This window comes from Staphylococcus coagulans (genome assembly GCF_002901995.1).
GTDB classification, from domain to species: domain Bacteria; phylum Bacillota; class Bacilli; order Staphylococcales; family Staphylococcaceae; genus Staphylococcus; species Staphylococcus coagulans.
On record NZ_PPQN01000060.1, the window covers coordinates 1 to 23,119 of the forward strand.

Below are 23,119 nucleotides of genomic sequence, written 5' to 3' on the forward strand. Positions count from 1 at the left end.
GTTATTTACTATAGAAATATAGTCTATTAAAAGTGTCAATCATTCAAATATCAAATTAATTTATTACAATTTACTAGAACTGTATACATCAAAGCAAATTGTAGTTAGAATATTTTCAAGGGCATTAATATAATTATTTTAACTAAAGGGGCATTTCCTAATATGATTTATACAATTACTTCTACTCTACCAAAAGAACATGGTGGTCGTACTAAGTCATTGTTACAAAGAATAGATCTACTCAAACAGCAATTAAACATCAATAATGTAATTTTGACGACAAACTATAATATTGAATATCCAGAAATCCAAAAAACGTTTATTGAAAATGGCATACTTGATCCGTCTATTACGCACGAAAACATCTATGATTGGTTATCTGGTTATCGTCTGTATGCCGTTAGACGGAGCCGTTTTAAATCAAAGCCAATTATAAATGAGACAGCTAGAGAAATCGAAGGACTGACTTCTAAAGTACCTAAGAAAGATAACGATATTGTGCGATACTATAATCAAGAACGCTATGTCCTTTACAGAAAATACTATGCACAATCAAACATCTTAGAATTAGAAGATTTTATGGATGATATCTCAAAGCGCCGTATTGAAAGACGTAAGTATAATCAGTACGGCTATATTCATCAAAAAATTGTCTATCATCCTAAGACTTTCGGTAAGCAAGTTGAAACATTTTATGATGGTTTAGGCTACCCATATTGCGTCAAATACTATACTTCAGATGAAAAACCTAAGCTAAGTCTCATCAAACTTGTTGATCAAGAAGGTCGACCTTATCGCTTTTTTGATAATGAAAAAGCATTATTTCGTTATTATTTTGAAAGTAAGTTCCAAGACGGTGACATTGTTTTCAATGATGCGCGTTTATTGGACAGACCTTTATTATTCAATAAAAAGAAGACTAAAAACATCCTCGTTTTCCATAATACGCATTTACAAAATGATGATACAAGCGTACTCAAATCTTATCAATTTGCATTAGAAAATAGTAACGCTGTATTCAAATATTTAATCCTTACAAATCACCAAAAAGAAGACATTCAAGCAAAATATGGCATTTCAAATGATAAATTCATAGTCATCCCTCACTCTATTGATCACACAGTTTCTAACAGCGTTGAACATGCACGTAAAGACTTTGTTTTTATCGGAAGATTTGGCGTACAGAAACAATTGCCCCATCTCATTTGTGCCTACAAATTATTTAAAGATAAGGGATACGAAGATAAACTCCATCTTTACGGTAAAGATGAAGATGGTCAGCTAAAAATGATTGAAGCTTTGATTAAAGAATTAAATTTAGAAAAAAGTGTCGAAATTAATGGCTTTACTTCAAATCCATTAGACGTATTTTCACGTTCTAAAGCTTCTTTACTGACAAGCCTGCATGAGGGATTTGGTCTTACAATTATGGAAAGTATCAAAACAGGATGTCCTGTCGTTTCATATGATGTGAAATATGGACCTAGAGAAATTATTGATCATGGGGCAAACGGTTATTTGGTCACACCACAAAATATAGAAGAATTTGCTTCTAGAATGGAAGATATTGTTAACCAACCATTACAAAATGTGAAGTTGACAAGTAGATTATACCAATCTACAGCCATTGAAAATTATAAAACCCTTTTTAATTCTCTTGGCTATACTTATAAAAAATAATATACATCAATCGCGTTAACTCACGATTAATTTATGCTCTTTCTAAAAAAGCGATGAAGAAGCAAGCCACTAAGCCCTTCTTCATCGCTTTTTATTATTTATTTTTTATATATTAACACTTAAACGTGGTACAAATGTTTCAAAGTGAACTTGATTTTGATCTACGCCTAAATCATCTAATGTTTTAATAATCGATTGTAAAAATGGTGTTCCCCCACATACATAAACTTCTATTTCATCTGAAAGATATGTTTTAAGTTCATCTGCTTCTAAATAACCTTCTTTATCTTTAATATGAATATGAAGGTGTGCATGGGGCGATTTTGCTGTTAACGCTTCTAATGTGTCTTTAAAAGCAACGTCATTTTCTGTCGCAGCGACATGAATCATTTGTGCTGTACCTTGTGATTCAATCACTTGTCGATACATGGAGACTAAAGGCGTTACACCTACGCCTGAACCGATAAACAATTGAGGCTTTTCAGAATGATGTACTTTAAATCCTCCCACCGGGGCAGATAATAAAATCGTATCTCCTTCTTTAAATTCTTCATGTAATACAGTCGAAACTTCACCCTCATGTGTATCACTCACTTCATGTTTTACCCCAAATGTCATGAAGTCTTTATCACCATCTACAATGGAATAGTGACGTTTTGCTCTATAAGGTAATCTTTCACTTTCAACATCTACTGTGATGTATTGTCCTGGTACGAACTGGCTTAAATCTTGTGTCTCTGAAGTCACTGTAAATGCTTTAATATTATGTGTTACTTGTTCAATATGCGTAATTTTAAAAGGTTTGAAGCCATCCCAAGCCATGTTTTCATAGATTTCTTTTTCTACTCCGATGAAAGCATCTGCAATCACGCCATAAGCTTTTGCCCAAGTTTGAATAACTGGATCATCTTCTTCAAGTCCAACAATTTCTTGAATGGCAACAAGTAAATTTTCACCTACAATCGGATAATGCTCAGGAAAAACTTGTAATGCACAATGTTTATAAGCGATTTCTTTAACAATAGGTAAAATCGGCGTGAAGTCCTCAATGTTCATCGCTGCTGCTAAGACAGATTGTGCAAGCGCTGTCGATTGAAATCCTTTCTTTTGGTTCGTTTGATTAAACATATTGCGCAATTCAGGGTGTTGGTTAAACATTCTATTATAGAAATTTGATGTGATTTCTGTTCCTCTCTCTTTTAAAATCGGTACAGTTTGCAAAATAATTCCTTTTTCTTCTTGTGTTAACATAAATCCTCACTCCTGTTTAATATTTGCATTGATTCCTTACTCAAACATTTGACTTATGTCAAAAGTAAATCAATCTTACACTTTGATACAGCCATTCTAGAAAAATATAACATATTCTCATTGATGATAATTAGGTCCATAGATGGATAGCAAAATTCTCTGAAGAATGTATAATACTTAATGTGAATACCATAACAGTTCAATGAACGGAGGGCCAAAATCTTATGAATAAACTACTTCAATCATTATCAGCTATCGGTGTATCAGCGACACTTGTCACACCACATCTTAATGCAGAGGCTACAACAAATACGATTCCCTCTTTTAAAGGTATAAAAGACTCGGTCATTCAAGTGGGCGAAAATTACAACCCACTTGAAGGTGTGACCGCTTTTGATAAAGAAGACGGCGACTTAACTGATAAAATTAAAGTAAATGGTCATATCGATACATCTAAACAAGGTACATACGAACTTCAATACCAAGTTGCCGATTCAAACGGTGCCATTGAAACTTCTTCGAGAGTAATCAAAGTTGTAGATGCACCCTTAAAATAATATTTGTATCCATAGTTCCGAACAACGAAAAGTGATCATCAATACTTTTTCCTGATGTGAAATTTATTATGCACTAAAAATAATATTGATGCGCTATGCTATTCCCATAAAGAAGAGAGATATAAAATAGACACTTAAAAACTGTATTTATAAATCTTTCTCTTTTTTTCATATCAACTACTTCGTATTTTAAACTTTTTTTCACAAATTTTAATTAGCACTTTCCCTACATCTATTCTTCAAATCCCCCTTTTTTAATTCCATAAAAAATAGCTCGAAAAGTTTGTGAAAAAATAAACATTACCTTTTTCTTAATTAAATCTTAATTAAATAAGTAGAAATAGAGACTTTTCACAAAATGTACACATAATTTTAATAATGTCCTGAAGCCCTATCATGCCTTGAATATCAAGGCTTTCATGTTTTTTCATTTATTGTTTTTTCAAAATGGCACTTGTAAATATCATATATTATTTTAAAATTAGTATAAGCCCTACAATTGTAGTATTAGGAGGTCAAAAAAAGTGTCAAAATTTAAGTCTTTGCTTCTAGCTTTCGGAACATTGTTTTTGCTTGCGGGCTGTTCTGATGTAGAAGTTCTAAACGCAAAAGGGCCAATGGCCAGCGACCAAAGGTTTTTGATTATTTATTCAATCATCTTTATGGTTGCCATTGTAGCTGTGGTACTTATCCTATTCGCGATATTTACGTTTAAGTATCGTTACAAAAACACAAGCGAATCAGGAAAAATGCACCACAACGTTATTCTTGAGACAGTATGGTTCATCATCCCTGTGATCATTTTAATTGCATTAATGATTCCAACTGTTAGAGCCTTATATGAATATGAGGAGCCACCTAAAGCTGAAGATGACCCAATCGTCATTTACGCAGTGAGTGGTGGATACAAATGGTTCTTTGCTTATCCGGATGAAAAAATTGAAACGGTTAACCACATTAAAATTCCTACTAACCGACCAATTACTTTCAAACTTCAAGCAATGGACACAATGACAAGTTTCTGGGTTCCTCAATTAGGTGGTCAAAAATATGCTATGACTGCCATGACAATGGAGTGGACTTACCAAGCTCACGAAGAAGGTACATATCGTGGACGTAACTCAAACTTTAACGGTGAAGGCTTCTCTCGTCACACATTTAACGTAGAAGCTGTGAGTCAAAGTGAATATGACAAATGGGTAAAAGAAGCGCAATCTGAGAAAAAAATTGATCAAGATACGTTTGATAAACAACTTTTACCTATCACTAAAAACAAAGAGCTTACTTTTAGTGGCACACATATGGCATTTGTGGATCCTGCTGCTGATCCAGAATACATTTTCTATGCTTATAAACGATTCAACTACGTACCAAAAGATCCAAACTTCTATGATGATACTAAAGGCGTACTAAGTGAACCGAATAAGCCAGCACGTAAACCACAAATTACAAATGCGAACTACGAACGACATGGTATGAAAGCTGCCATTCTGAAAAACGACGAGCCATATAGTCGTGCATTCATGAAAAATGAAAAGCATACTATGGACGAAATGGAATCAATGCATGAAGGTGCCAAAAATGCTGAGGCACATAAAGATCATAAAAGTGGAGGTGGACATTAATGTTGAACTTTCCGTGGAATGAGCTTTTAGTAAACGGTAACTGGATGATTACATTGGCTCAAATTGCAGCGCCGTTTCTTGTTATTGGTGTTGTTGCTGCCATTACTTACTTTAAGCTCTGGGGATATTTATATAAGGAATGGTTCATGTCAGTCGACCACAAAAAGATTGGTTTAATGTACTTAATCTGTGCTGTTTTAATGTTTGTACGTGGTGGTATTGATGCAATCCTATTACGTATTCAATTAACAGTACCAGATAACCCATTCTTAGAATCAAACCATTACAACGAAATTTTTACAACGCACGGTGTAATCATGATCATCTTCATGGCAATGCCACTTGTTATCGGTTTAATGAACATCATTATTCCATTACAAATTGGTGCACGTGACGTTGCATTCCCATTACTTAACAACATTAGTTTTTGGTTGTTTGTAGCAGGTATGCTTTTATTCAACCTTTCATTTATCGTTGGTGGTTCACCTGCAGCAGGTTGGACAAACTACGCACCACTTGCGGGTGAATTTAGTCCTGGACCAGGTGTAAACTACTACTTAATCGCGATTCAAATTTCAGGTATTGGTACTTTAGCAACAGGTATTAACTTCTTCGTTACTATTATTAAGCTAAAAACACCAAGTATGACATTTATGCAAATGCCAATGTTTGTTGTAACAACATTTATTACTATGTTAATTATTATCTTGGCATTCCCTGCATTAACAATCGCACTTGCGTTAATGACTGCTGATAGAATCTTTGACACTGCATTCTTTACAGTAGCCAATGGCGGTATGCCAATGCTATGGGCAAACTTCTTCTGGGTATGGGGGCACCCTGAGGTATACATCCTTGTCCTTCCGGCATTTGGTATTTATTCAGAAATTATTCCAACATTTGCACGTAAACGTTTATTCGGACACCAAAGTATGGTGTGGGCAACAGCTGGTATCGCATTCTTGAGTTTCTTAGTTTGGGTTCACCATTTCTACACAATGGGTAATGGTGCTTTAGTTAACTCATTCTTCTCAATTACAACAATGTTAATCGCTGTTCCTACAGGTGTGAAAATCTTTAACTGGTTATTCACATTGTACAAAGGCCGAATTACTTTTGAATCACCTATGCTATTCTCATTAGCATTTATCCCTAACTTTACAATTGGTGGGGTTACAGGTGTCATGCTTGCGATGGCATCCGCTGACTTCCAATACCACAACACATATTTCTTAGTGGCCCACTTCCACTACACAATTGTTGCTGGTGTTGTATTCGCATGTTTCGCAGCTATGATTTTCTGGTATCCAAAAGCAATGGGATACAAATTATTTGAGAAACCTAATAAATGGTTCTTCTGGATCTTTATGATTGGTTTCAACGTTACATTCTTACCACAATTCATTTTAGGTCTTGATGGTATGCCACGTCGTCTTTACACTTATATGCCTGAAGATCACTGGTTCTTATTGAACTTTATTTCTTCAATTGGTGCAGCGTTGATGTCTATCGGCTTCTTAATTTTCGTTGGTAACATCATCTACAGTCACATTAAAGCACCACGTGAAGCAACTGGCGATAACTGGGATGGTTTAGGACGTGGTTTAGAGTGGTCAACTGCTTCAGCAATTCCACCTAAATACAACTTTGCCATCACACCAGAGTGGGACGATCTTGATACATTTGTTGAAATGAAACGACAAGGTAGACACTATCTTGACAATCATAATTATAGTGACATTCACATGCCAAATAATACACACATTGGTTTCTGGATGGGTGTCTTGTTCTTCATCGGTGGTTTCTTCTTAGTATTCGAAACATTATTACCTGCGATTTTATCACTTGCTGGTATTTTCGGATTAATGATTTGGAGAAGTTTCCAAGAAGATCACGGTTATATTATTCCTGCAAGTGAAGTCGCTGAAACTGAAGCGCGCTTAAGAAAGGCACGTCAAAAAGAAAGGGAGGCTCTAAATCATGAGTAATAAGGTTGTCGATACTATTGATGCTCGTACACATGAAGGCGAAATAAATAAACTCGGTTTTTGGATCTTCCTTACAGCTGAATTTGCACTTTTTGGTACGCTTTTCGCAACACTATTAACCCTCCAACATGGTGGTAGTTATGGTGGCATGCTTACAACTGATTTGTTTGAATTACCACTTGTATTAATCATGACTTTCTTACTTTTAGCAAGTTCTTATACTTGCGGTATCGCTATTTATTACATGCGTAAAGAAAATAAGAATTTATTATTACTTTGGATGATTATTACAGTGTTACTAGGGATCGGATTTGTTGGATTCGAGATTTTCGAGTTCTCGCACTACGTTCATGAAGGTGCAACACCACAAACTGCTTCCTACTGGTCTAGTTTCTTTATTCTATTAGGAACGCACGGTGCCCACGTAACTTTAGGTATTTTCTGGATTATCTGCTTATTAATCCAAGTTGCAATGCGCGGGCTTAATAAATACAACGCACCAAAATTATTTATAGTAAGTTTATACTGGCACTTCTTAGATGTTGTTTGGATCTTCATCTTTACTGCCGTATATATGATAGGGATGGTGTATAGCGGATGAATACAATTGTTAAACATACGATAGGCTTTATTGCCTCAATCATTTTAACGTTACTTGCAGTTTTCGTGACTCTTTACACATCACTGTCTTTTAACGCCAAAGTTACTATTATTTTTGGTTTTGCATTTATCCAAGCGTTCTTACAACTCTTAATGTTCATGCACTTAACTGAAGGTAAAAATGGTCGTATTCAACTTGCAAAAGTACTCTTTGCGATTATCATTACTTTAGTTATTGTTATCGGAACATATTGGGTTATGCAAGGTGGTCACGGTCACCACATCTAAGCAATGCATAACGAAAGCACTAACACGCACGCGTGTTAGTGCTTTTTTACAATATTATTTTAAAGGAGCGACAATAGAGATGCCTATCCCTATTATTATTGATACAGACCCTGGTATCGATGATGCTGCGGCCATCAGCTTTGCACTTCATCATCCAGAAATCGATGTCAAATTGATTAACACGGTCCATGGTAATGTATCTATAGATAAAACAACACGAAATGCGTTAACACTCGTAGAATACTTCAATAAAGATGTCCCAGTCAGTCGTGGTCAAGCTGTCCCTTTAATTCAGCCACCAATTTATGCAGAACATGTACACGGAGAAACGGGTATGGATGGCTTTGAATTTCCTCCTCTCACACGTACGGTAAAATCTGACAATGGGGTCGAAGCAATGAGATCCATCATTGTTGAAAGTCATTCCCCTATTACCTTAGTTCCAATTGGTCCTTTAACTAACATCGCATTATTGCTGAAGCATCATCCAGACATCAAACATCAAATCAAAGAAATTGTGTTAATGGGCGGCAGTGCTTCACGAGGAAATGTGACTGTAGCAGCTGAGTTTAATATTTTTGCTGATCCAGAAGCTGCTCAAATTGTCTTTGATAGTGGTGTCCCTATCACCGTAATCGGTTTAGATGTTGTGCGTACAACGAATCTTCCTTTAGAAAAGTTGCCACAGATTCAAAATACGAATCAAACAGGCGCGATGCTTGTTGAGCTTTTCCGCCATTATAGAGGTGAAAACTTCCAACAAGGCTTGAATGTATATGATGCCTACACCATCATGTATTTAATCAATCCAGATTTATTTACGCTACGTCCAGCTCATGTCGATGTTGAACTCAAAGGTGAACACACACGAGGTATGACCATTATGGATTTCCAACATTCTCAGCCGAATGCACAAATTGTGATGCAGATTCAATATGAAGATTTTCTTGACTGTTTCTTTTCATTATTATCCTATTGCCCTTAATATAACTTAGACGAAACGCCGAAATTCAGACGAGTGTGAATCCATAGCAAGCAATAACAATGATATAAAGAAAGCGCTAAGATGACTTTGATTGAAAAAGTCATCTTGGCGCTTATTTAGTCTAAAGATAAACAATAGGACTAGGATTATACAAGTTTTCTAAGTGTAAATAAATCCTATTAGCTACTGTTCTTTTGTTTAAATTTTCTCGTAGGATTAGATGTAAATCTAACCTAACCTCAATCATTTATTTTAATTGTCATGATCTTGTTTAAGCACGTCACCAGACTTCGCATCCAATGTGATTTCTTGTTCACCTTGCTTGCTTGATAATTCGATTTCATAAACAAATTGACCATCATCTTGGCTCAATTGCCATTGTTTTAAATCACCATCATATTTTTTCTGTGCTTTTTTAACAGCTTCTTTAAATGAAATCGCATTTTGATATTGGATTGCTTTTTCATTATCCATCTCGTGCTCTGTTTCTTGTTCTTTGTGTATGACTTTATTATCTTTATCTGATACTTTAATTTCTGCTTCTTTATTTCCTTTGAATAAGCCGATTTCATAAACCCATTCGCCATGGTCGTTTTTATATTCTATTTTTTTAACGTCCCCATCAAATGATTTTTGTGCAGTTTTAATAGCATCTTCTGGTTGAGTTTTCACTTTATTAACATTTTGAGTTGTCATATTTTGAGACGATGCGTTAGATTGATTGTCTGATTTTTGTTCAGTTTTCTGTGCATGCTCTTGATGATCATCGTGGTCATCATGACCACAAGCTGCTAGGACAACCCCTGTTGATAATAATAACGATAGTACTTTGAACCTCATTGTATAACCTCCAAATTTTTAACATAATATTTACTTAAACTTCACATTCCCTTTATACAGACTTTTATGCAGAAATGCTACAATTTATTGTTTCACATATCAAAAATCCGTCGTGAGGTGTAGTTGTCTATCGTAATTGCAATCGATTTTTTATAGCGCCTATAAAGCGTGGTGCTTTCTCTAAGTGGTTGTAAACATCTAATAACTTCGATTTTTCATTTTGCCAATTGTAAATGGCTTTGGCCTTTTTCGTATTCTCCTTACATTGCGCATAAAAAGACGGATCGTCAATCATTTGATTAACAGCTTTTGCGATATGCTGAACGTTATGAGGATCAATTGCAATGCCAATCTCATTTTCTACAATAACACGTTTAACTTCAGGAAAATCACACCCAATAACGGGGACATGCGCCATAATATATTCAAATAATTTATTTGAACTGGCTGAATAATGATTAAAGCAAACATTTTGTAAAACTTGAAAACCAACGAAAGCTTCACGTGTAATACTTGGCAGTTCTTGAAATGGGACTTTATCTAAAAAATAAATCCGATCTCGTGCAGAGGATTGTTGCGCTTGTGTTTTCAACGTCTCTGTCAATTTACCGCCTCCGACAAAAACCAATACGCCCTCTTTAATTAAAGGCATCGCTTCAATTAATTTTTCAAGACCTCGACCTTGTTGAAGCCCCCCTTGGTAGAGTAATATTTTTTCATCTGGCTTTAAATTAAGCTTTTGATGTAAATTAATTTTAGGTTTTGTTTCAATATCATAAAGTTCTGAATAATTATAAAGTGTTTTCGGATAAAATCCGTAAATGTCTTCATTATATTTTGCTCTTGTATGATTTTCTACCATCATTTCATCAACAAATTGTAATAGAAATCTTTCAATACGCTTAATTAAATCAGGACGATACCCTGTACGATCAGACTGAACTTCGTGACTATCATAGACAAGCGGTTTTGGTTTGAGACGCAACTTCGCACACACAATCCCTTGGGGTAATGTGTTCAAATCATTTGCGTGATAAACATCTGGATTGAGGCGATAACCTTTAACAATCATTCTTAAAATAATCGCACTATTAATCACCCACTTGCGTAGCCAACGAGATTTCATTGCACCCATACTGATTAATAATAACGCTAAATAGCTGCTTAATAACATGTAATTCACATAAAACAAGCCGACTGCCACAGCTGTACATACACCACCGACAACAATTAAAAAGCGTTTGCCATGATCTGAATAAGCTTGCAATAGTGTGGGATAACGTTTTACGCGATGAACGCTAAAACGATCTGAAATCTTTTCATAAGGATGGATATTGGGATTTTTCGGATCATTAATCGCAATCAAATCAACCTGATAACCTACATCTGCTAATGCGGTACATTCACGATGCACACGCGCATCATTTGTAAAGTGATTCCAAACGAACATACCTACTTTTTTCATCTGTAACGCCCTTTCTTATATCTTTTAAAATGTAATACTGTCTAAAATATTAAAAACCACCCACTTGCCATATAATTGCGATTAAAAATAAAATGAAACTACCACCTAAAGGTAAAAAGGTATGCCAATGTACAGGGGATAATTCTGACGCTTCAATTGAATCACTTCTCTGTTGTTGTAATCCAAGCATTTTCTTTTTATAAGCAAGTTGTCCTTTTTTATCTCGTGCTTTAAAACCACGAATTAACGTATTATATCGCTTAACAACATGATTGACTTCGCCATATTCAATCATTTCTCCATAGTGAATCCAGATGGCTTTATCACATAAATTTTTAATTTGAGCTGCTGAATGAGATACAAAAAATATCGTTTTTCCTTGTTGTTGCAATTCTTTCATTTTGACGATACATTTATTCGCAAACGTTTCATCTCCAACTGATAACGCTTCATCCACAATAAGAACATCTGGATTTGTATGAATTGCAATTGAAAAACCTAATCTTGCTTTCATCCCACTCGAATAACTTTTAATTGGCTGATAAATAAATTCATCGAGCTCAGAAAATTTTACGATATCATCGAATATTTGATTAATTTCTTTAGTAGACATGCCATGCATTAAGCATTTATAACGTATATTCTCTTCACCTGTAAAATCATTTTTCAAGCCTGCTGAAATCGCAATGAGTGAAGCATTACCATTAATTGTTACTTTTCCTCTCGAGGGTTTTAATACTTCTGCGAGAATGTTTGATAAAGTAGATTTCCCTGAGCCATTTAATCCAATGAGTCCGACTGACGTCCCTTTTTCGACTTCAAATGAAATATCATAAAGCGCATAGTAGGGTTTAGGTTTGTAAAAATAACCAAATGAAAATAAAGAAATCATTTTACTGATTTTACTATTATTTAAGTCATATATTTTTGAGACATTTTCTACCTTTACTTTATAAGTCATGTTATCACCTGATTTAGATGTGAATTATCTCGTGCGTTTGCTTTAATTTCGCGAAAGCAATTCACGTAATCTTCAAAGTCTCCCATTCGTGTTTTAATAATCGATTGATCTTGATCCATTACACTTCCTTCTTCTGTAAATGCCCAAACCATATTACCACTGCCTTTATAATCGCTAAGCTTCGAAGGAATATAAGGATTCAACTGTTTAATACCAATCGTATGTGCGTCAAAAATAAGTAAGCCATCGAATAACAAAGTAATATTTAAAAATTCAAAATAACCTACAAGCGGGTGTAAAATAATATATTCTTTAAAATCACTGTTTTTGTACATATTCAAGACATTACCTCTAATATTTGTAAAACAATGTATTCTAAAGTTTGTTTCCCCTTTAGATTCTAAATATTTGCATACCAATTCAATCTCGTTAAAACCTCTCGTAGCATAAAAATTACCAAAATAACCTAAGTTGATATATTCAGTATCCACTTCATAAGTGGTCATCATTTTATAATAATCGTCTTTTCGAGGGATAGGATGTCTCGATATGACTGCGCGGTTTCTAATACTATCTTTAATATTGTCATCAAATCGCTCAATCATGTACTCCATTTGATTTTCATTCGTAAAAATTAATTCATCTGCATGAGATAAAGCAAGCAACTCACAAACATTAAAGACATTATCATCAACTAATGGCACAAGTTCAGATCTTAAGGATTTCTTAATTCGAGTTATATACTGTTCATCTTCAATGGGTGCATATCTTAAGTCACTTGTTACAGTCGTGTGCAATGGATCAGAAAATTCAGCTCGCCAAAAAATGTGCGGATGGTTAACTTTAATTTCATATCCTAAAAAATGAGATTGTGGAAACATGGCTCGAGAATAGAGGTGCTCGTAAGATTTTGGATTTTCCTCTAGCACTTTTAATCCTTCTTCGATAAATCCACTAATACTTTCCCAACTAGAAAAGGCTTGTTTAACATCAAGTAAGTAATGCGTGTCTACTAAATGTTCAGCTAGCGTATTCAACATAAAATCTTTGTCTCTAATACGTGACATGTTATTTGATATAATATCTACAATTTCTTCCTGATCTCGAATACGCTTCGCCATGACATTCCCACTCGTATCAATAAATGGTGGAAAACAATATGCCACCACTAATGTCTTGGCATGCCCTTTATTCAACAAATGATAATTAAAAGGTTGGATATGTTCCCTGATATAAATCATTAGTCGCGCATTGACTTCTGACGATTGCGTTTCCATAAAAGCTTTAAGCTTAACGATTAAATTATTCGCTTCAAAATGATAGGTAACATCAGTGAGGAGATTCTCTGAATAAATAGCTTGAATCGTTTTTAATGCTTGGTAAGCTTCTGCTACCGTTTCGATGTTCGTCTTTCGGTTTTGTGTTAAATTCGATACTCCTATTTTGCATTGTGACACACCTCTATACTCGCTACATCTTTCATTAATGTATGACTTTATAAAGCTATCAAGCGGATATTCTAAATAGATATTTTGTATCGCATGTATCGGATAAAGCCATTCTGAACCGATTAAATAAATCATATCGCGTGATAATGTATGATTAGCAATAGGCAATGTACTGACCTTTTCCTCATGAAACAGCGTGATAAGAGCATGGCTGTATTCAACCTGTTTTATTGCAAATTCAAATGAAGCGTTAAGGTCATTTTCGAATAAATGACAAAAGATTCGTGATCGCTTTGGAATTGCCATCTCGTTAAACTTTAAAAGCTCTTCTTTTGATTTAAATATTAAAATCAATTGGTCATAGTGATTTTGAAGTTGTAGGAAGGTTTCCTGATCTAAGTGATTGTTTAAAAATAAGATATAGGAAATCCCCTTTTTTAACCTTTTGTTATTTTGAACATCACCACTATTGATCAATGATTTGACAAAGGAATGAGGCTTTCTTGCAATAGGTTTTTGCATTGCTTCTAATTGTTCCGGTGAATATTGTTCTGGCGATGCATTCATTTTACAACCTCCCTCCAAAACCATTTCATACCTTTTTTAACATTTTTCTTGTTCACTTTTTTCTGATAAGAATTTGCCTTTTCTAGAAGGTCAATCAACCTTTCATGGTTTAAATAGATTTTTTTATATTTCCAAGCACTTCGTTTAAAGCGGTGTAATTCTCTAAATGCATACTGCATCCTTTTATGTTGCTTTATATATTCTGAGTACAAGTCTTGATAGTCATGCTCTAGCTGCGTTAAAGCATTTTTAAGTTGATGTTCATTCACTGTATTTCTGCCTATTTGTTGTTGGATCGCTAGCTTTAATTGTCCAATTAATTGCTGGTTATGTGTAGCGACTAGCGCCTGTGTCCCCTCATTTTCTATAAAATCTATAGATAGAATATGATGCTTGAAGTTGTAAATGTTAAGCATATACATTTCAGGCATCTGAGATAAGAGGCTAATGATTGTCGTTTCATTTGTCTCCAGGACGTGAAATATGCATTTAAATTTCAATACATGCGGTATATCAGCTAATAACGCTTTAAAATTTGCGATTGTGCGCGCATCTATTACTTCATAAAAATGGCAATGAATTTCCGTCACTTTTTCTAAAGCTGTGTTAAATTGCGTTTCATTTCTATGTGTCCAATCATTGTTCTTAAAATGAATTTCGAGTTTATGCGTATTTGTATTAAAATCCCAAGAAAAAATACACTTATTTTTAGACATCGCTATCCTCTTTTCTTAATAGACTCTCATTTCCTTTGATTTTGATACTTTTTGATGATCGTTTTGTTGTACAAAGGCTTTGATTCTATATTTACCAGGTTCTAATTCGAGTTGAAAATGGTTTTGAACTTGATACATGATTTTATCAATCGCTACTGATTCACCCTTTTTATAAATGTAGAGTGCATATTTCATTTTTTCTCCCGAACTACATATTGTTACATCAATTTCGCCTTCTTTTTCCTGATGCGTTACGATATCATCGATTTTCAAAGTTGCTGGATTATGATCGAGTAAGTATGCTGTTTCGAGCATGATGTCTTCTAATTGTGATTCTAGATATTCATATGCGGCTTGATAATTAATTTTCCCCATTTGTAATCACCTCAAGTTCTTTTTGAAGTACAACATCTGAACCTGTTATACTTTGTATCATTTCGGATGCGTTTCTACTCATTTCTAAAAATACTTTTGGATGTTGAATTAAAAAATCAATATAAGCGACCATTTCATCAACATCATTTCGTGGTGCTAAAAACCCTGATACTGCTTGCTGAATAAAATTGGGGATGCCACCAATCTCATTCGAAATGGGAACTAATCCTGAACTCATTGCTTCATTAATTGATACACCTTGAGAATCATGGCGACTAGGTCCTAAATAAATGCCATTTTCTCGATGGATACTTGAGATCTCATTTTGCGGAATAAACATCTGATTCAAATTAACATTCTTCTTATTTTGAAGAGGTTTTGTAATTTCTTCAAACAGGGGTCCATCACCATAAATTGAAAACTGGAGCTTCTTAAAATATTTCTTCTTAGCTAATTGTTGTATGACTTTTACTGTTAAATCATTGGCATAGTTTTTAGCAGTAAAGGGCCGAATCGTTACAATATGAAAGCGGTCCTCTTTTGTTTTTTCGTGATAAGGAAATAAATCTGCATCAATCATATTCGGTATGATTTCAAAGTTTTCAGGCTCAACACCTACAAATGGATCTACATACAATGTCTTAAACCTTTCAGAGACATAAATAAACTGTACATGCATATCTTGCCGTGTCATTAATTTTTTCAAAAAAGCTTTTTGAACTGGATAATAATGTTCTTTTTTCTGCAGTTGTGCTTTTAGAGATCCTGGTGAGGATAAGTAATTATAATAACGTGTATACCATGCCTCAGCTTCAAAGCCGTGTAACCAGACAACAACATTCGGCTTTACTTTTAAGCGTTCTACTGCGTTAAACATTTTATAATTAATAAAATGGAATAGCAGCTTTTCGTAACGGTAATATAATAGGTGATTGTATAATTGTGCCTCATCCATATACATGATTTTTACACCATCAAAGTATTCATCTCTTTTGATTTTAGTCGTAAAAATAACAACCGTTACATCGAGTCCTCGTGCTAAGTAGCCTTTGACTCTTCGATGAATGAAAGCATTCGCATATATTTTATCTTTGTTTGGATATGCATTGGTTATCAGTAAATACCCCATTCTTTCACCTCGTTCTTCATCATTTCAATTTCATCTACTAATTCCGCATCATACGGACGATCAAAATGTTGATATAAATCAATGATGGCTAAAAATGCTTTCAACACATTCGGATCTTTCTCTGTCGCTCTATTTATCCTTGAAATATACCAATGCTTAACATAGTAATTAAAACGATGATTCATATATGCTGATAAATAGCCATTCTGTTTAAGAAATTTCACCTTTTCCCGCTCAACTAAATAATATTTTCTAAAAAATTGTTCAGAAATTTGATTCGTCATCGAATTGGCAATCCCTGCGTAGTAGACATGCACTGTAGCATCAACCACTTTGATCGCTTGGGCATGATGAATCATTGTTAAAAAGAACAATGAATCTTGTCCTAAAGCACCCGGCACCATTTTAATTTGATGTTTTTTTAATAAAGACTTCCTAACAATGAGCGCTTGAATACTAGCTGTCTTAAGCTTAATATCATGTAAAAATTGGTGCGTCTGTCGCGTCACATCCGTATGCACGACATGAACAAATTGTTGATAATAGTCATGTTTTTTCGTTTCAGTTTGGTCTACTTTTAACATGTTGCCAATGACAACATCGATCTCATCATTTTGTGTCATTTCCTCAAATAAACGGTCAATTCCTTCTCCAATCCATTCATTATCAGGATCTAGAAAAGTAATCAGGTCACTCTTCGCATAATCAATCCCTATGTTTCTTGGCGTCGAAGCGCTCCCTGAAGCTTCACTTAAATGAATCACTTCAATATTTTTGTACCATTGACTATACATTTCCATTAAGTTTCGTGTGTAACAATCCGTTGACCCATCATCAACAAGAATAACTTCTAATTTTGGAAATAAAGGATGACTTATGATTGAACGCAAACATTTATGCTCTAAATGCGTGCCATTGTTATGAACAGGCACGATCACACTGAGTTCAGGTTTCACAGATAGTTCTGCTTCAATTTGATTCTTGCTATCTACAAATGTCATGTCTAATGCAAAGCCTTGTTGATTATTGTCATGCTGTTGATTAAAAACTGTTAAATAGCGGTTCTCATAACCACTCACCCATCGATATCCTTCCGTTTTTTTGGTTATAAATTGGACATCGGTATACATAAAAGCGGCTGCAAAGTCACTTAAGTATTCGGGATCATAGTTGAAATCGGATGAGAAAAACGTATAGTAATCTGTACGAATGTCGTCCGTAAAGGATACACATGTTTTCAATTCATAAGTTTGAGCTTCAAACATTTCCATTGCTTTCGTATCCGCTTCCTCGATAACTACCGTAATCTCAGGAAGATTTGAACTTTGGCTAGACAATCCGATGAATTGACTGACGTCGTCCAACCACTTCAACTGATGCGCTGTTGAAAGCATAACCTTTTGAATACCGATGGATTGTGCTCTTTTGATTAAAACGGGATCTAATCGATTAATTTTCTTCACATCTTTTGGCTCAAAAACCATCTGTATCTGTGGATAATGGGCATTCACAAAAGTGTTATAATTCGACAGCAAGAACACGCCCATGCCTTGTAACTCGAAAATTCGGTTCGCACACATACTCTGGGAATATTTAATTGTATTCACATTAATAGCAAATGGATAGGCACGATGCATTTTCATCGTATTCATATGGCTTAACGGTGCAGCAATATAGGGTAAGAATGCTGCTGGAAACTGATACTTCTTTTTATTTGTCCATAGATTTCGATCATAAATAGTCAAATCCCAGTCATTTTGAATGACGCCTTCCAAAATCGTTTGTATATCCGCCGCACGTTCTTCATATTTATCTAGCCAAGATCCTGCAAAAACAATTTTTTTATCCGCAACATCTCGGCTGGACGCTATCGGATGATGGATTCGAGGATTGATTGGAAACTGCATCTGTTTCACCTTTGCAATGCGTAATTTTTCCTTATAAACTGACACAAACTCTTGTTCCGTCGTTATCACATATTCAAACCATTGTGCATGGGATTGAAAGACCTCAAAATTAATAGGATCCTCCTTATTAAAAAATACGATAGGAATCTCTCTATCTTGAAAATTTTTAACAAGCCTTTTCAGTTCTTTATATTTTTCACTATAAACGTTCGTATTCCCTTCCCAATAACCATCTATGCCTTTCCAAGTTGATGCAACAATGACTAAATCATAGTGTTCATCCTTATGTTTTTCATTAATGTAAATTAAATTACAAGCCCCTTTTAAAGCATCATATAAAAATGTATCTGCGACAATGCCTACATTTAAAGGCAATCTCTCTTGATTTAATAAGGTCTGTTCTGGCATGTTCACTAAGTTAAAAGATGAATTTTGATCCCCTTTCCCTACTTGATGATAGGTACGAATATAGTCAACGTAAGGTTTTAAAGCATGGGATCGATAGATTTCGTATAACCCTTTACTCTCATCTTGTTCTATAACGTCCGCAATATTTTGAAGTGCTGTGAGTTCTTCTTCTTTGAAGTCAATCTTTTCTCTCGTCATTTGGAACGGTTTAGGATTGCCAAATAATAAATATTTTATCGCTCTAAAATTCATTTTAGCCTCTCCCACCATTTAATCTGAATTTTTCCCAATTTTGAATTGCGTAACTTCAAGTATCTGTCTTTTAATGTGTTATTTTGTTCCATCAATTGCGTAATGGATTGTCGTTTTTCAATCGTATCTCCGAGCAATTTTTTTACAACATTAAGTTGTTGCTTTCTTTGAATGCACATGAGGATTTTTAAATGATTTGCGATTAAGTACCCCACATCATTGACTTGATAATCGAACGGTTCATTTTGATTTCCAAGATAAACTTGCTTCCATTTTTGATCAAAATAAGCAAGATGAATCTCATTTAAGTGTAAATCAACGTGTAAAAATAACATTAACTGTACATCATTTTTATTCACATAAAGCTCAAGCTCGCCCTGTTTCAAAGCAAGCTTAGTTGACTGTTTATATTCATATAACACTTGATATAATTTTGAGGTTGGGTCATTTAATTCAAATGGCATTGTCATCGCTTCGTCTTGATAGATTGGAACTTTCTTAGACTTTAATCTTACATAAGCGCCTTCATACGATGTTCCAGAGATGAATTGTTTAAAGTTCGCTTCCATTTAACCCCTCCTCAACCTTTGCGTTAACTGTTCGATGTTGTTTTCCCATATAAAATCCGCGTCTCTTAAACTTTGCGTATTATCGATGGTTTGTTTCAATAGTTGTGGATTATTTTTCAGTTCTAAAATATAGTTAACGATTTCTTTCGATGAGGCATTTTCTTTTGAAAAACCTACGCCGCTTTGTTGTATTAAATCACACACCGTTTCTCCTAAATTACTGACAACCGGTGTACCTGAACATATGCTATCAACAATTTTGCCAGGCATCACATTCATAAATACAGGTGTATTTTTTAAAATAGATAGTGAAACATGATGGGTTGAAATCATTGCTAAACATTCCTCTCTTTTTAACGGAGAAATAAGATGAACATAATGCATACGCTCCTGTTTGACAGCGCTTCTAAATCGGTCTGCTTTTACACCATAAACAATGGCTGTAAAATGGACTTTTTTTGCGTTAAGCTGTCGCGCAATCGAGATTAATTGTTCCACATCTTGTGCATAACCAATATTACCTGTATAGATGACTGAAAATGCCTCTAATTTATTGGTAGGTTGAACTTCACTTTTAGTAATGGCATTTGGCATATAAATAAAATGCTTGTTGTTACCAATCATATTTTTAATATAGGTCTCAAAAAAAGGATTGTTAATCACCACATCATCCGCTTGTTTATACATTTCTTTTTCCAAAAACTTTAGAATGGGCTTTGAATATTTGAGTTTAAACTTTCCAATATCTAAAAAGCTGTCAGGCCATAAATCTCTAATTTCTAGAAAATATTTTGCTGTCTTATTCTTTTTGAAAAACAGAGTAGCCCAAGCCATGAATATATTAGGACTACTAACAAATATGTTTTCAAAACCTTCTAATCTTTTAAGATAATATTTTAATTTAACTGTCAACTCAAGATAGTAAAGCAAGCGATAAACTAAATTCGGATGTTGTTTATCAAATCTCATCTGGATGCGATGGATTTGTGTGCCTTCAAGTTGATTTAAAGCATTATTATCGAAATAACGCTTATTTTTAAAGATCTCTCTATTGGGATAGGATGGATCTGTTGTCACAATCATCGGATTAAATCCCTTTTTCTGAAGTTGCTCAAATATATTTTTCATCCTATTTGCTGCTGATCCAAGTTCTGGATAAAAATTTTGACTGATTAATAAAATTTTGTATTTCATACCTGCTCCTTCTGCATTGTGCTATAAAAAATCTAATAATCGGTCTTTAAATCTTTGATGTACTAAAGCCCCTAAAATTAACATCAACAATGTAAACGTCCAATAGTAAAAATGATCTGCCATTGTCCCATATAGCAAATGTGGACTTGTTAAAAAAGCACTTCTATAGACTTCTACTAAATAAGTAAAAGGATTTAATTTAGCTATTTTTTGTAAAATAGGCTGTGCAGAATTAAGACTCCAAAATATAGGTGTCATGAAGAAACCTAATCTCAATATATTTTGCAAAAGGTTTTTTGTATCTCTGACAACAATGACAAGTGAACTCATTAATAAAGAAATCCCAAAAATTGCTGGAAATGCAGCGAAAATAAAATAAAGAAATATAAAGTACTTCCAAATCGGAACATAACCATTAACAATAGAAATGACAAATAAAATCATGGTCATAAAGCACAGATTAAACAATGTATTGGTGAATGAAATCGATAATAAGACAGAGGATGGAAATTTCATTTTCGTCACTAACTCTAGATTAGATTGAATCGCATTGGCGCCTGAATTAATACTTTGAGAAATGAAGAGCCAAGGAAATAAACCAGAAATTAAATGGACGATGAAAGGCACACCATCCACTAAATGGTTTCCTCCACCTCTTAAACCTAATCCAAAGATTAAATAATACACGCCGACTTGCATCATAGGTTGTAAAATATTCCAAAACACACCGAGATAGTGGTTAGAATACTGAGATTTCATATTATATGCTGCTAATTGAAGTATTTTTTGCCAATTTCCAACTTGTTCTTTTAAAATCATAAATAATATATTCACACTTATAACCTACTATCTTTATAAAAGTCTTCACATACTTTCTATTTCATATAAATTACCGTAGTTGAAGTATTTAACTTCATTAAAAGTGTTCGGTATGACATTTTTTGTATCAAGTATCAACTTATCTTTCATTGAACTAAAGTCTTGGTCTTTAAGTATTTTAAATTCCGAATGATCACTTAAGACAATGACAAGGGATGAGCCCTCTACAGCCTTTGCGATGTCTTTTTCAACAAAGTCCAATTGAACATGAGGATCGTACGCGACAACATCTAATCCTTCGATTGCTTTTAATAATTCATAAATATCAAATGCAGGCGATTCACGTATATCATCAACATCACCTTTATACGTTAAACCAAAAACAGTAACCTTATGACCATTCACTGTTTGTAAAATCTTTTTCACATGACCCACGACAAACTGTGGCATCGAACGATTAATTTTACGACCTGTTTGAATTAATGGAGAGTGTTCAGGATCTTTCGCAATAATAAAATAAGGATCTACTGCTAAACAGTGGCCACCTACGCCAGGTCCAGGCCAATGAATATTAACTCTTGGATGTTTGTTTGCCATTTCAATGACATCAAGTACATTAATGTTTAAATGATTGCTAATCTTTGCTAGCTCATTGGCTAATGCAATATTCAAATCGCGATACGTATTCTCCATTAGCTTACTCATTTCAGCAGTACGCGCATTTGTTTCAATCATTTCTCCTTGAACAAAAGTGCGATAAACATTTTTGCCCGCTTCCACACATGCAGGTGTGACGCCCCCTATAATCCGATTATTATGTACAAGTTCTTCTAAAATTTTTCCTGGGAGGACACGTTCAGGACAATGTACTAAATATAAATCCTCACCAATCGTATAGCCTTGTTGCTCAAGAAATGGTTTGACATGGTCATCAATTGTGCGCGGTGCAATCGTTGATTCCACAATCACTGTGTTTCCAGATTTCAAATAAGGTACAATACTTTCAAGTGCACGCATCACAATTGAAATATCACATGATTCATACGTATCATCGTTGTTAGGTGTTGGAACCGCAATGATAAAAACATCCGCTTCTTCAGGCGTTTGAGATGCTTTAAAATTCCCTTTTTCCAATACAGCCTCAAATGCTTCTTGTAATCCAGGCTCTTCGATATGGATTTGTCCTTGATTTAAACTTGCTACCGCTTGAGGATTAATATCCACACCTAGCACTTCCGCCCCATGTTTTGCAAACATAATAGATGTTGGTAAACCAATATAACCTAAACCAATTGTAGTTAATTTCACGCTCATACACCTTTCTTCTCTATAGTTTAATCATTCCATCACATCTAACTGATTTTTATTTAAATTATTAAATCTATATTAATCTTTAAGTAAATTCGGTCTAATTTCAATTAAAAATACAAATTTATTATTAAATTTACATTATCTTAGACTGGGCTAAAATTATTTTTAACATTCTTTACATCTC

At 34.3% G+C, this 23,119-nt stretch carries 20 protein-coding genes; 7 read left to right on the forward strand and 13 right to left on the reverse strand.

Features of this window, described 5'->3' with window-relative positions; genetic code table 11:
* Nucleotides 1–162: 162 nt before the first annotated feature.
* Nucleotides 163–1,680 carry a glycosyltransferase gene (locus CD118_RS10585; RefSeq protein ID WP_103356681.1) on the forward strand — a complete coding sequence of 506 codons (1,518 nt, stop codon included), beginning with the start codon at nt 163–165 and terminating at the stop codon, nt 1,678–1,680.
* A 105-nt stretch (nt 1,681–1,785) separates the two neighbouring features.
* On the opposite strand, the gene CD118_RS10590 is transcribed toward CD118_RS10585, so the two are convergent.
* Nucleotides 1,786–2,931 (reverse strand): globin domain-containing protein, encoded by a 1,146-nt coding sequence (locus CD118_RS10590; protein ID WP_103356682.1) that lies wholly within the window; start codon nt 2,929–2,931, stop codon nt 1,786–1,788.
* Between the two features lie 224 nt (nt 2,932–3,155).
* Here CD118_RS10590 and CD118_RS10595 point away from each other — a divergent pair, with 224 nt between their 5' ends.
* The 6 genes from CD118_RS10595 (at nt 3,156) to rihC (ending at nt 8,974) form a co-directional block, all read left to right on the forward strand.
* Nucleotides 3,156–3,488: an immunoglobulin-like domain-containing protein gene (locus CD118_RS10595; RefSeq protein ID WP_050345836.1), complete on the forward strand. Its 333-nt coding sequence runs from the start codon at nt 3,156–3,158 to the stop codon at nt 3,486–3,488.
* A gap of 524 nt (nt 3,489–4,012) precedes the next feature.
* On the forward strand, nt 4,013–5,113 hold the full coding sequence (gene qoxA, locus CD118_RS10600) for a cytochrome aa3 quinol oxidase subunit II (RefSeq protein ID WP_050331388.1): 1,101 nt from the start codon (nt 4,013–4,015) through the stop codon (nt 5,111–5,113).
* 2 nt (nt 5,114–5,115) lie between these two features.
* Nucleotides 5,116–7,101, forward strand: a complete 1,986-nt coding sequence (qoxB, locus tag CD118_RS10605) for a cytochrome aa3 quinol oxidase subunit I (RefSeq protein WP_037559218.1) — start codon at nt 5,116–5,118, stop codon at nt 7,099–7,101.
* Nucleotides 7,094–7,702, forward strand: coding sequence for a cytochrome aa3 quinol oxidase subunit III (gene qoxC, locus CD118_RS10610; protein ID WP_050331390.1), 609 nt, complete (start codon nt 7,094–7,096; stop codon nt 7,700–7,702). Before qoxB ends, qoxC begins: the two co-directional genes overlap by 8 nt.
* Entirely contained in the window at nt 7,699–7,989 is a 291-nt protein-coding gene (gene qoxD, locus CD118_RS10615) for a cytochrome aa3 quinol oxidase subunit IV (RefSeq protein WP_016424723.1), read from the forward strand. Before qoxC ends, qoxD begins: the two co-directional genes overlap by 4 nt.
* 79 nt (nt 7,990–8,068) lie before the next feature.
* Nucleotides 8,069–8,974 (forward strand): ribonucleoside hydrolase RihC, encoded by a 906-nt coding sequence (rihC, locus tag CD118_RS10620; RefSeq protein ID WP_103356683.1) that lies wholly within the window; start codon nt 8,069–8,071, stop codon nt 8,972–8,974.
* Nucleotides 8,975–9,226: 252 nt separating this feature from the next.
* On the opposite strand, the gene CD118_RS10625 is transcribed toward rihC, so the two are convergent.
* The 12 genes from CD118_RS10625 to CD118_RS10680 form a co-directional block, all read right to left on the reverse strand.
* On the reverse strand, nt 9,227–9,814 hold the full coding sequence (locus CD118_RS10625; RefSeq protein ID WP_103356684.1) for a PepSY domain-containing protein: 588 nt from the start codon (nt 9,812–9,814) through the stop codon (nt 9,227–9,229).
* Nucleotides 9,815–9,941: 127 nt separating this feature from the next.
* Nucleotides 9,942–11,279, reverse strand: a complete 1,338-nt coding sequence (locus tag CD118_RS10630) for a glycosyltransferase (RefSeq protein WP_103356685.1) — start codon at nt 11,277–11,279, stop codon at nt 9,942–9,944.
* A 49-nt stretch (nt 11,280–11,328) separates the two neighbouring features.
* Nucleotides 11,329–12,240 (reverse strand): ABC transporter ATP-binding protein, encoded by a 912-nt coding sequence (locus CD118_RS10635; protein WP_103356686.1) that lies wholly within the window; start codon nt 12,238–12,240, stop codon nt 11,329–11,331.
* The gene (locus CD118_RS10640; protein ID WP_103356687.1) at nt 12,237–14,255 is read right to left on the reverse strand and encodes a hypothetical protein; all 2,019 of its coding nucleotides are present in this window, start codon (nt 14,253–14,255) and stop codon (nt 12,237–12,239) included. Before CD118_RS10640 ends, CD118_RS10635 begins: the two co-directional genes overlap by 4 nt.
* Nucleotides 14,252–14,971 carry a hypothetical protein gene (locus CD118_RS10645; protein ID WP_060830120.1) on the reverse strand — a complete coding sequence of 240 codons (720 nt, stop codon included), beginning with the start codon at nt 14,969–14,971 and terminating at the stop codon, nt 14,252–14,254. Before CD118_RS10645 ends, CD118_RS10640 begins: the two co-directional genes overlap by 4 nt.
* Nucleotides 14,972–14,986: 15 nt before the next feature.
* Nucleotides 14,987–15,346, reverse strand: a complete 360-nt coding sequence (locus CD118_RS10650; RefSeq protein WP_060830121.1) for a hypothetical protein — start codon at nt 15,344–15,346, stop codon at nt 14,987–14,989.
* Nucleotides 15,333–16,475: a glycosyltransferase family 4 protein gene (locus CD118_RS10655; RefSeq protein ID WP_103356688.1), complete on the reverse strand. Its 1,143-nt coding sequence runs from the start codon at nt 16,473–16,475 to the stop codon at nt 15,333–15,335. Before CD118_RS10655 ends, CD118_RS10650 begins: the two co-directional genes overlap by 14 nt.
* The gene (locus tag CD118_RS10660) at nt 16,460–19,042 is read right to left on the reverse strand and encodes a glycosyltransferase (RefSeq protein WP_103356689.1); all 2,583 of its coding nucleotides are present in this window, start codon (nt 19,040–19,042) and stop codon (nt 16,460–16,462) included. The genes CD118_RS10655 and CD118_RS10660 overlap by 16 nt, the downstream gene beginning before the upstream one ends.
* The gene (locus CD118_RS10665) at nt 19,039–19,611 is read right to left on the reverse strand and encodes a hypothetical protein (RefSeq protein ID WP_050345845.1); all 573 of its coding nucleotides are present in this window, start codon (nt 19,609–19,611) and stop codon (nt 19,039–19,041) included. The genes CD118_RS10660 and CD118_RS10665 overlap by 4 nt, the downstream gene beginning before the upstream one ends.
* The gene (locus CD118_RS10670) at nt 19,612–20,805 is read right to left on the reverse strand and encodes a glycosyltransferase family 4 protein (protein WP_103356690.1); all 1,194 of its coding nucleotides are present in this window, start codon (nt 20,803–20,805) and stop codon (nt 19,612–19,614) included.
* 21 nt (nt 20,806–20,826) lie between these two features.
* Nucleotides 20,827–21,639 carry an ABC transporter permease gene (locus CD118_RS10675; RefSeq protein ID WP_060830125.1) on the reverse strand — a complete coding sequence of 271 codons (813 nt, stop codon included), beginning with the start codon at nt 21,637–21,639 and terminating at the stop codon, nt 20,827–20,829.
* Between the two features lie 30 nt (nt 21,640–21,669).
* A complete protein-coding gene (locus CD118_RS10680; RefSeq protein ID WP_060830521.1) occupies nt 21,670–22,932 on the reverse strand; it encodes a nucleotide sugar dehydrogenase in 1,263 nt (420 codons plus the stop codon).
* Between the last annotated feature and the right edge of the window lie 187 nt (nt 22,933–23,119).

What these genes read in the sequence shown, in the direction of transcription:
- CD118_RS10585 (WP_103356681.1), top strand. Translation starts at nt 163, where the DNA reads ATGATTTATACAATTACTTCTACTCTACCAAAAGAACATGGTGGTCGT.
- CD118_RS10590 (WP_103356682.1), bottom strand. Translation starts at nt 2,931, where the DNA reads ATGTTAACACAAGAAGAAAAAGGAATTATTTTGCAAACTGTACCGATT.
- CD118_RS10595 (WP_050345836.1), top strand. Translation starts at nt 3,156, where the DNA reads ATGAATAAACTACTTCAATCATTATCAGCTATCGGTGTATCAGCGACA.
- qoxC (WP_050331390.1), top strand. Translation starts at nt 7,094, where the DNA reads ATGAGTAATAAGGTTGTCGATACTATTGATGCTCGTACACATGAAGGC.
- qoxD (WP_016424723.1), top strand. Translation starts at nt 7,699, where the DNA reads ATGAATACAATTGTTAAACATACGATAGGCTTTATTGCCTCAATCATT.
- rihC (WP_103356683.1), top strand. Translation starts at nt 8,069, where the DNA reads ATGCCTATCCCTATTATTATTGATACAGACCCTGGTATCGATGATGCT.
- CD118_RS10625 (WP_103356684.1), bottom strand. Translation starts at nt 9,814, where the DNA reads ATGAGGTTCAAAGTACTATCGTTATTATTATCAACAGGGGTTGTCCTA.
- CD118_RS10630 (WP_103356685.1), bottom strand. Translation starts at nt 11,279, where the DNA reads ATGAAAAAAGTAGGTATGTTCGTTTGGAATCACTTTACAAATGATGCG.
- CD118_RS10635 (WP_103356686.1), bottom strand. Translation starts at nt 12,240, where the DNA reads ATGACTTATAAAGTAAAGGTAGAAAATGTCTCAAAAATATATGACTTA.
- CD118_RS10640 (WP_103356687.1), bottom strand. Translation starts at nt 14,255, where the DNA reads ATGAATGCATCGCCAGAACAATATTCACCGGAACAATTAGAAGCAATG.
- CD118_RS10645 (WP_060830120.1), bottom strand. Translation starts at nt 14,971, where the DNA reads ATGTCTAAAAATAAGTGTATTTTTTCTTGGGATTTTAATACAAATACG.
- CD118_RS10650 (WP_060830121.1), bottom strand. Translation starts at nt 15,346, where the DNA reads ATGGGGAAAATTAATTATCAAGCCGCATATGAATATCTAGAATCACAA.
- CD118_RS10655 (WP_103356688.1), bottom strand. Translation starts at nt 16,475, where the DNA reads ATGGGGTATTTACTGATAACCAATGCATATCCAAACAAAGATAAAATA.
- CD118_RS10660 (WP_103356689.1), bottom strand. Translation starts at nt 19,042, where the DNA reads ATGAATTTTAGAGCGATAAAATATTTATTATTTGGCAATCCTAAACCG.
- CD118_RS10665 (WP_050345845.1), bottom strand. Translation starts at nt 19,611, where the DNA reads ATGGAAGCGAACTTTAAACAATTCATCTCTGGAACATCGTATGAAGGC.
- CD118_RS10670 (WP_103356690.1), bottom strand. Translation starts at nt 20,805, where the DNA reads ATGAAATACAAAATTTTATTAATCAGTCAAAATTTTTATCCAGAACTT.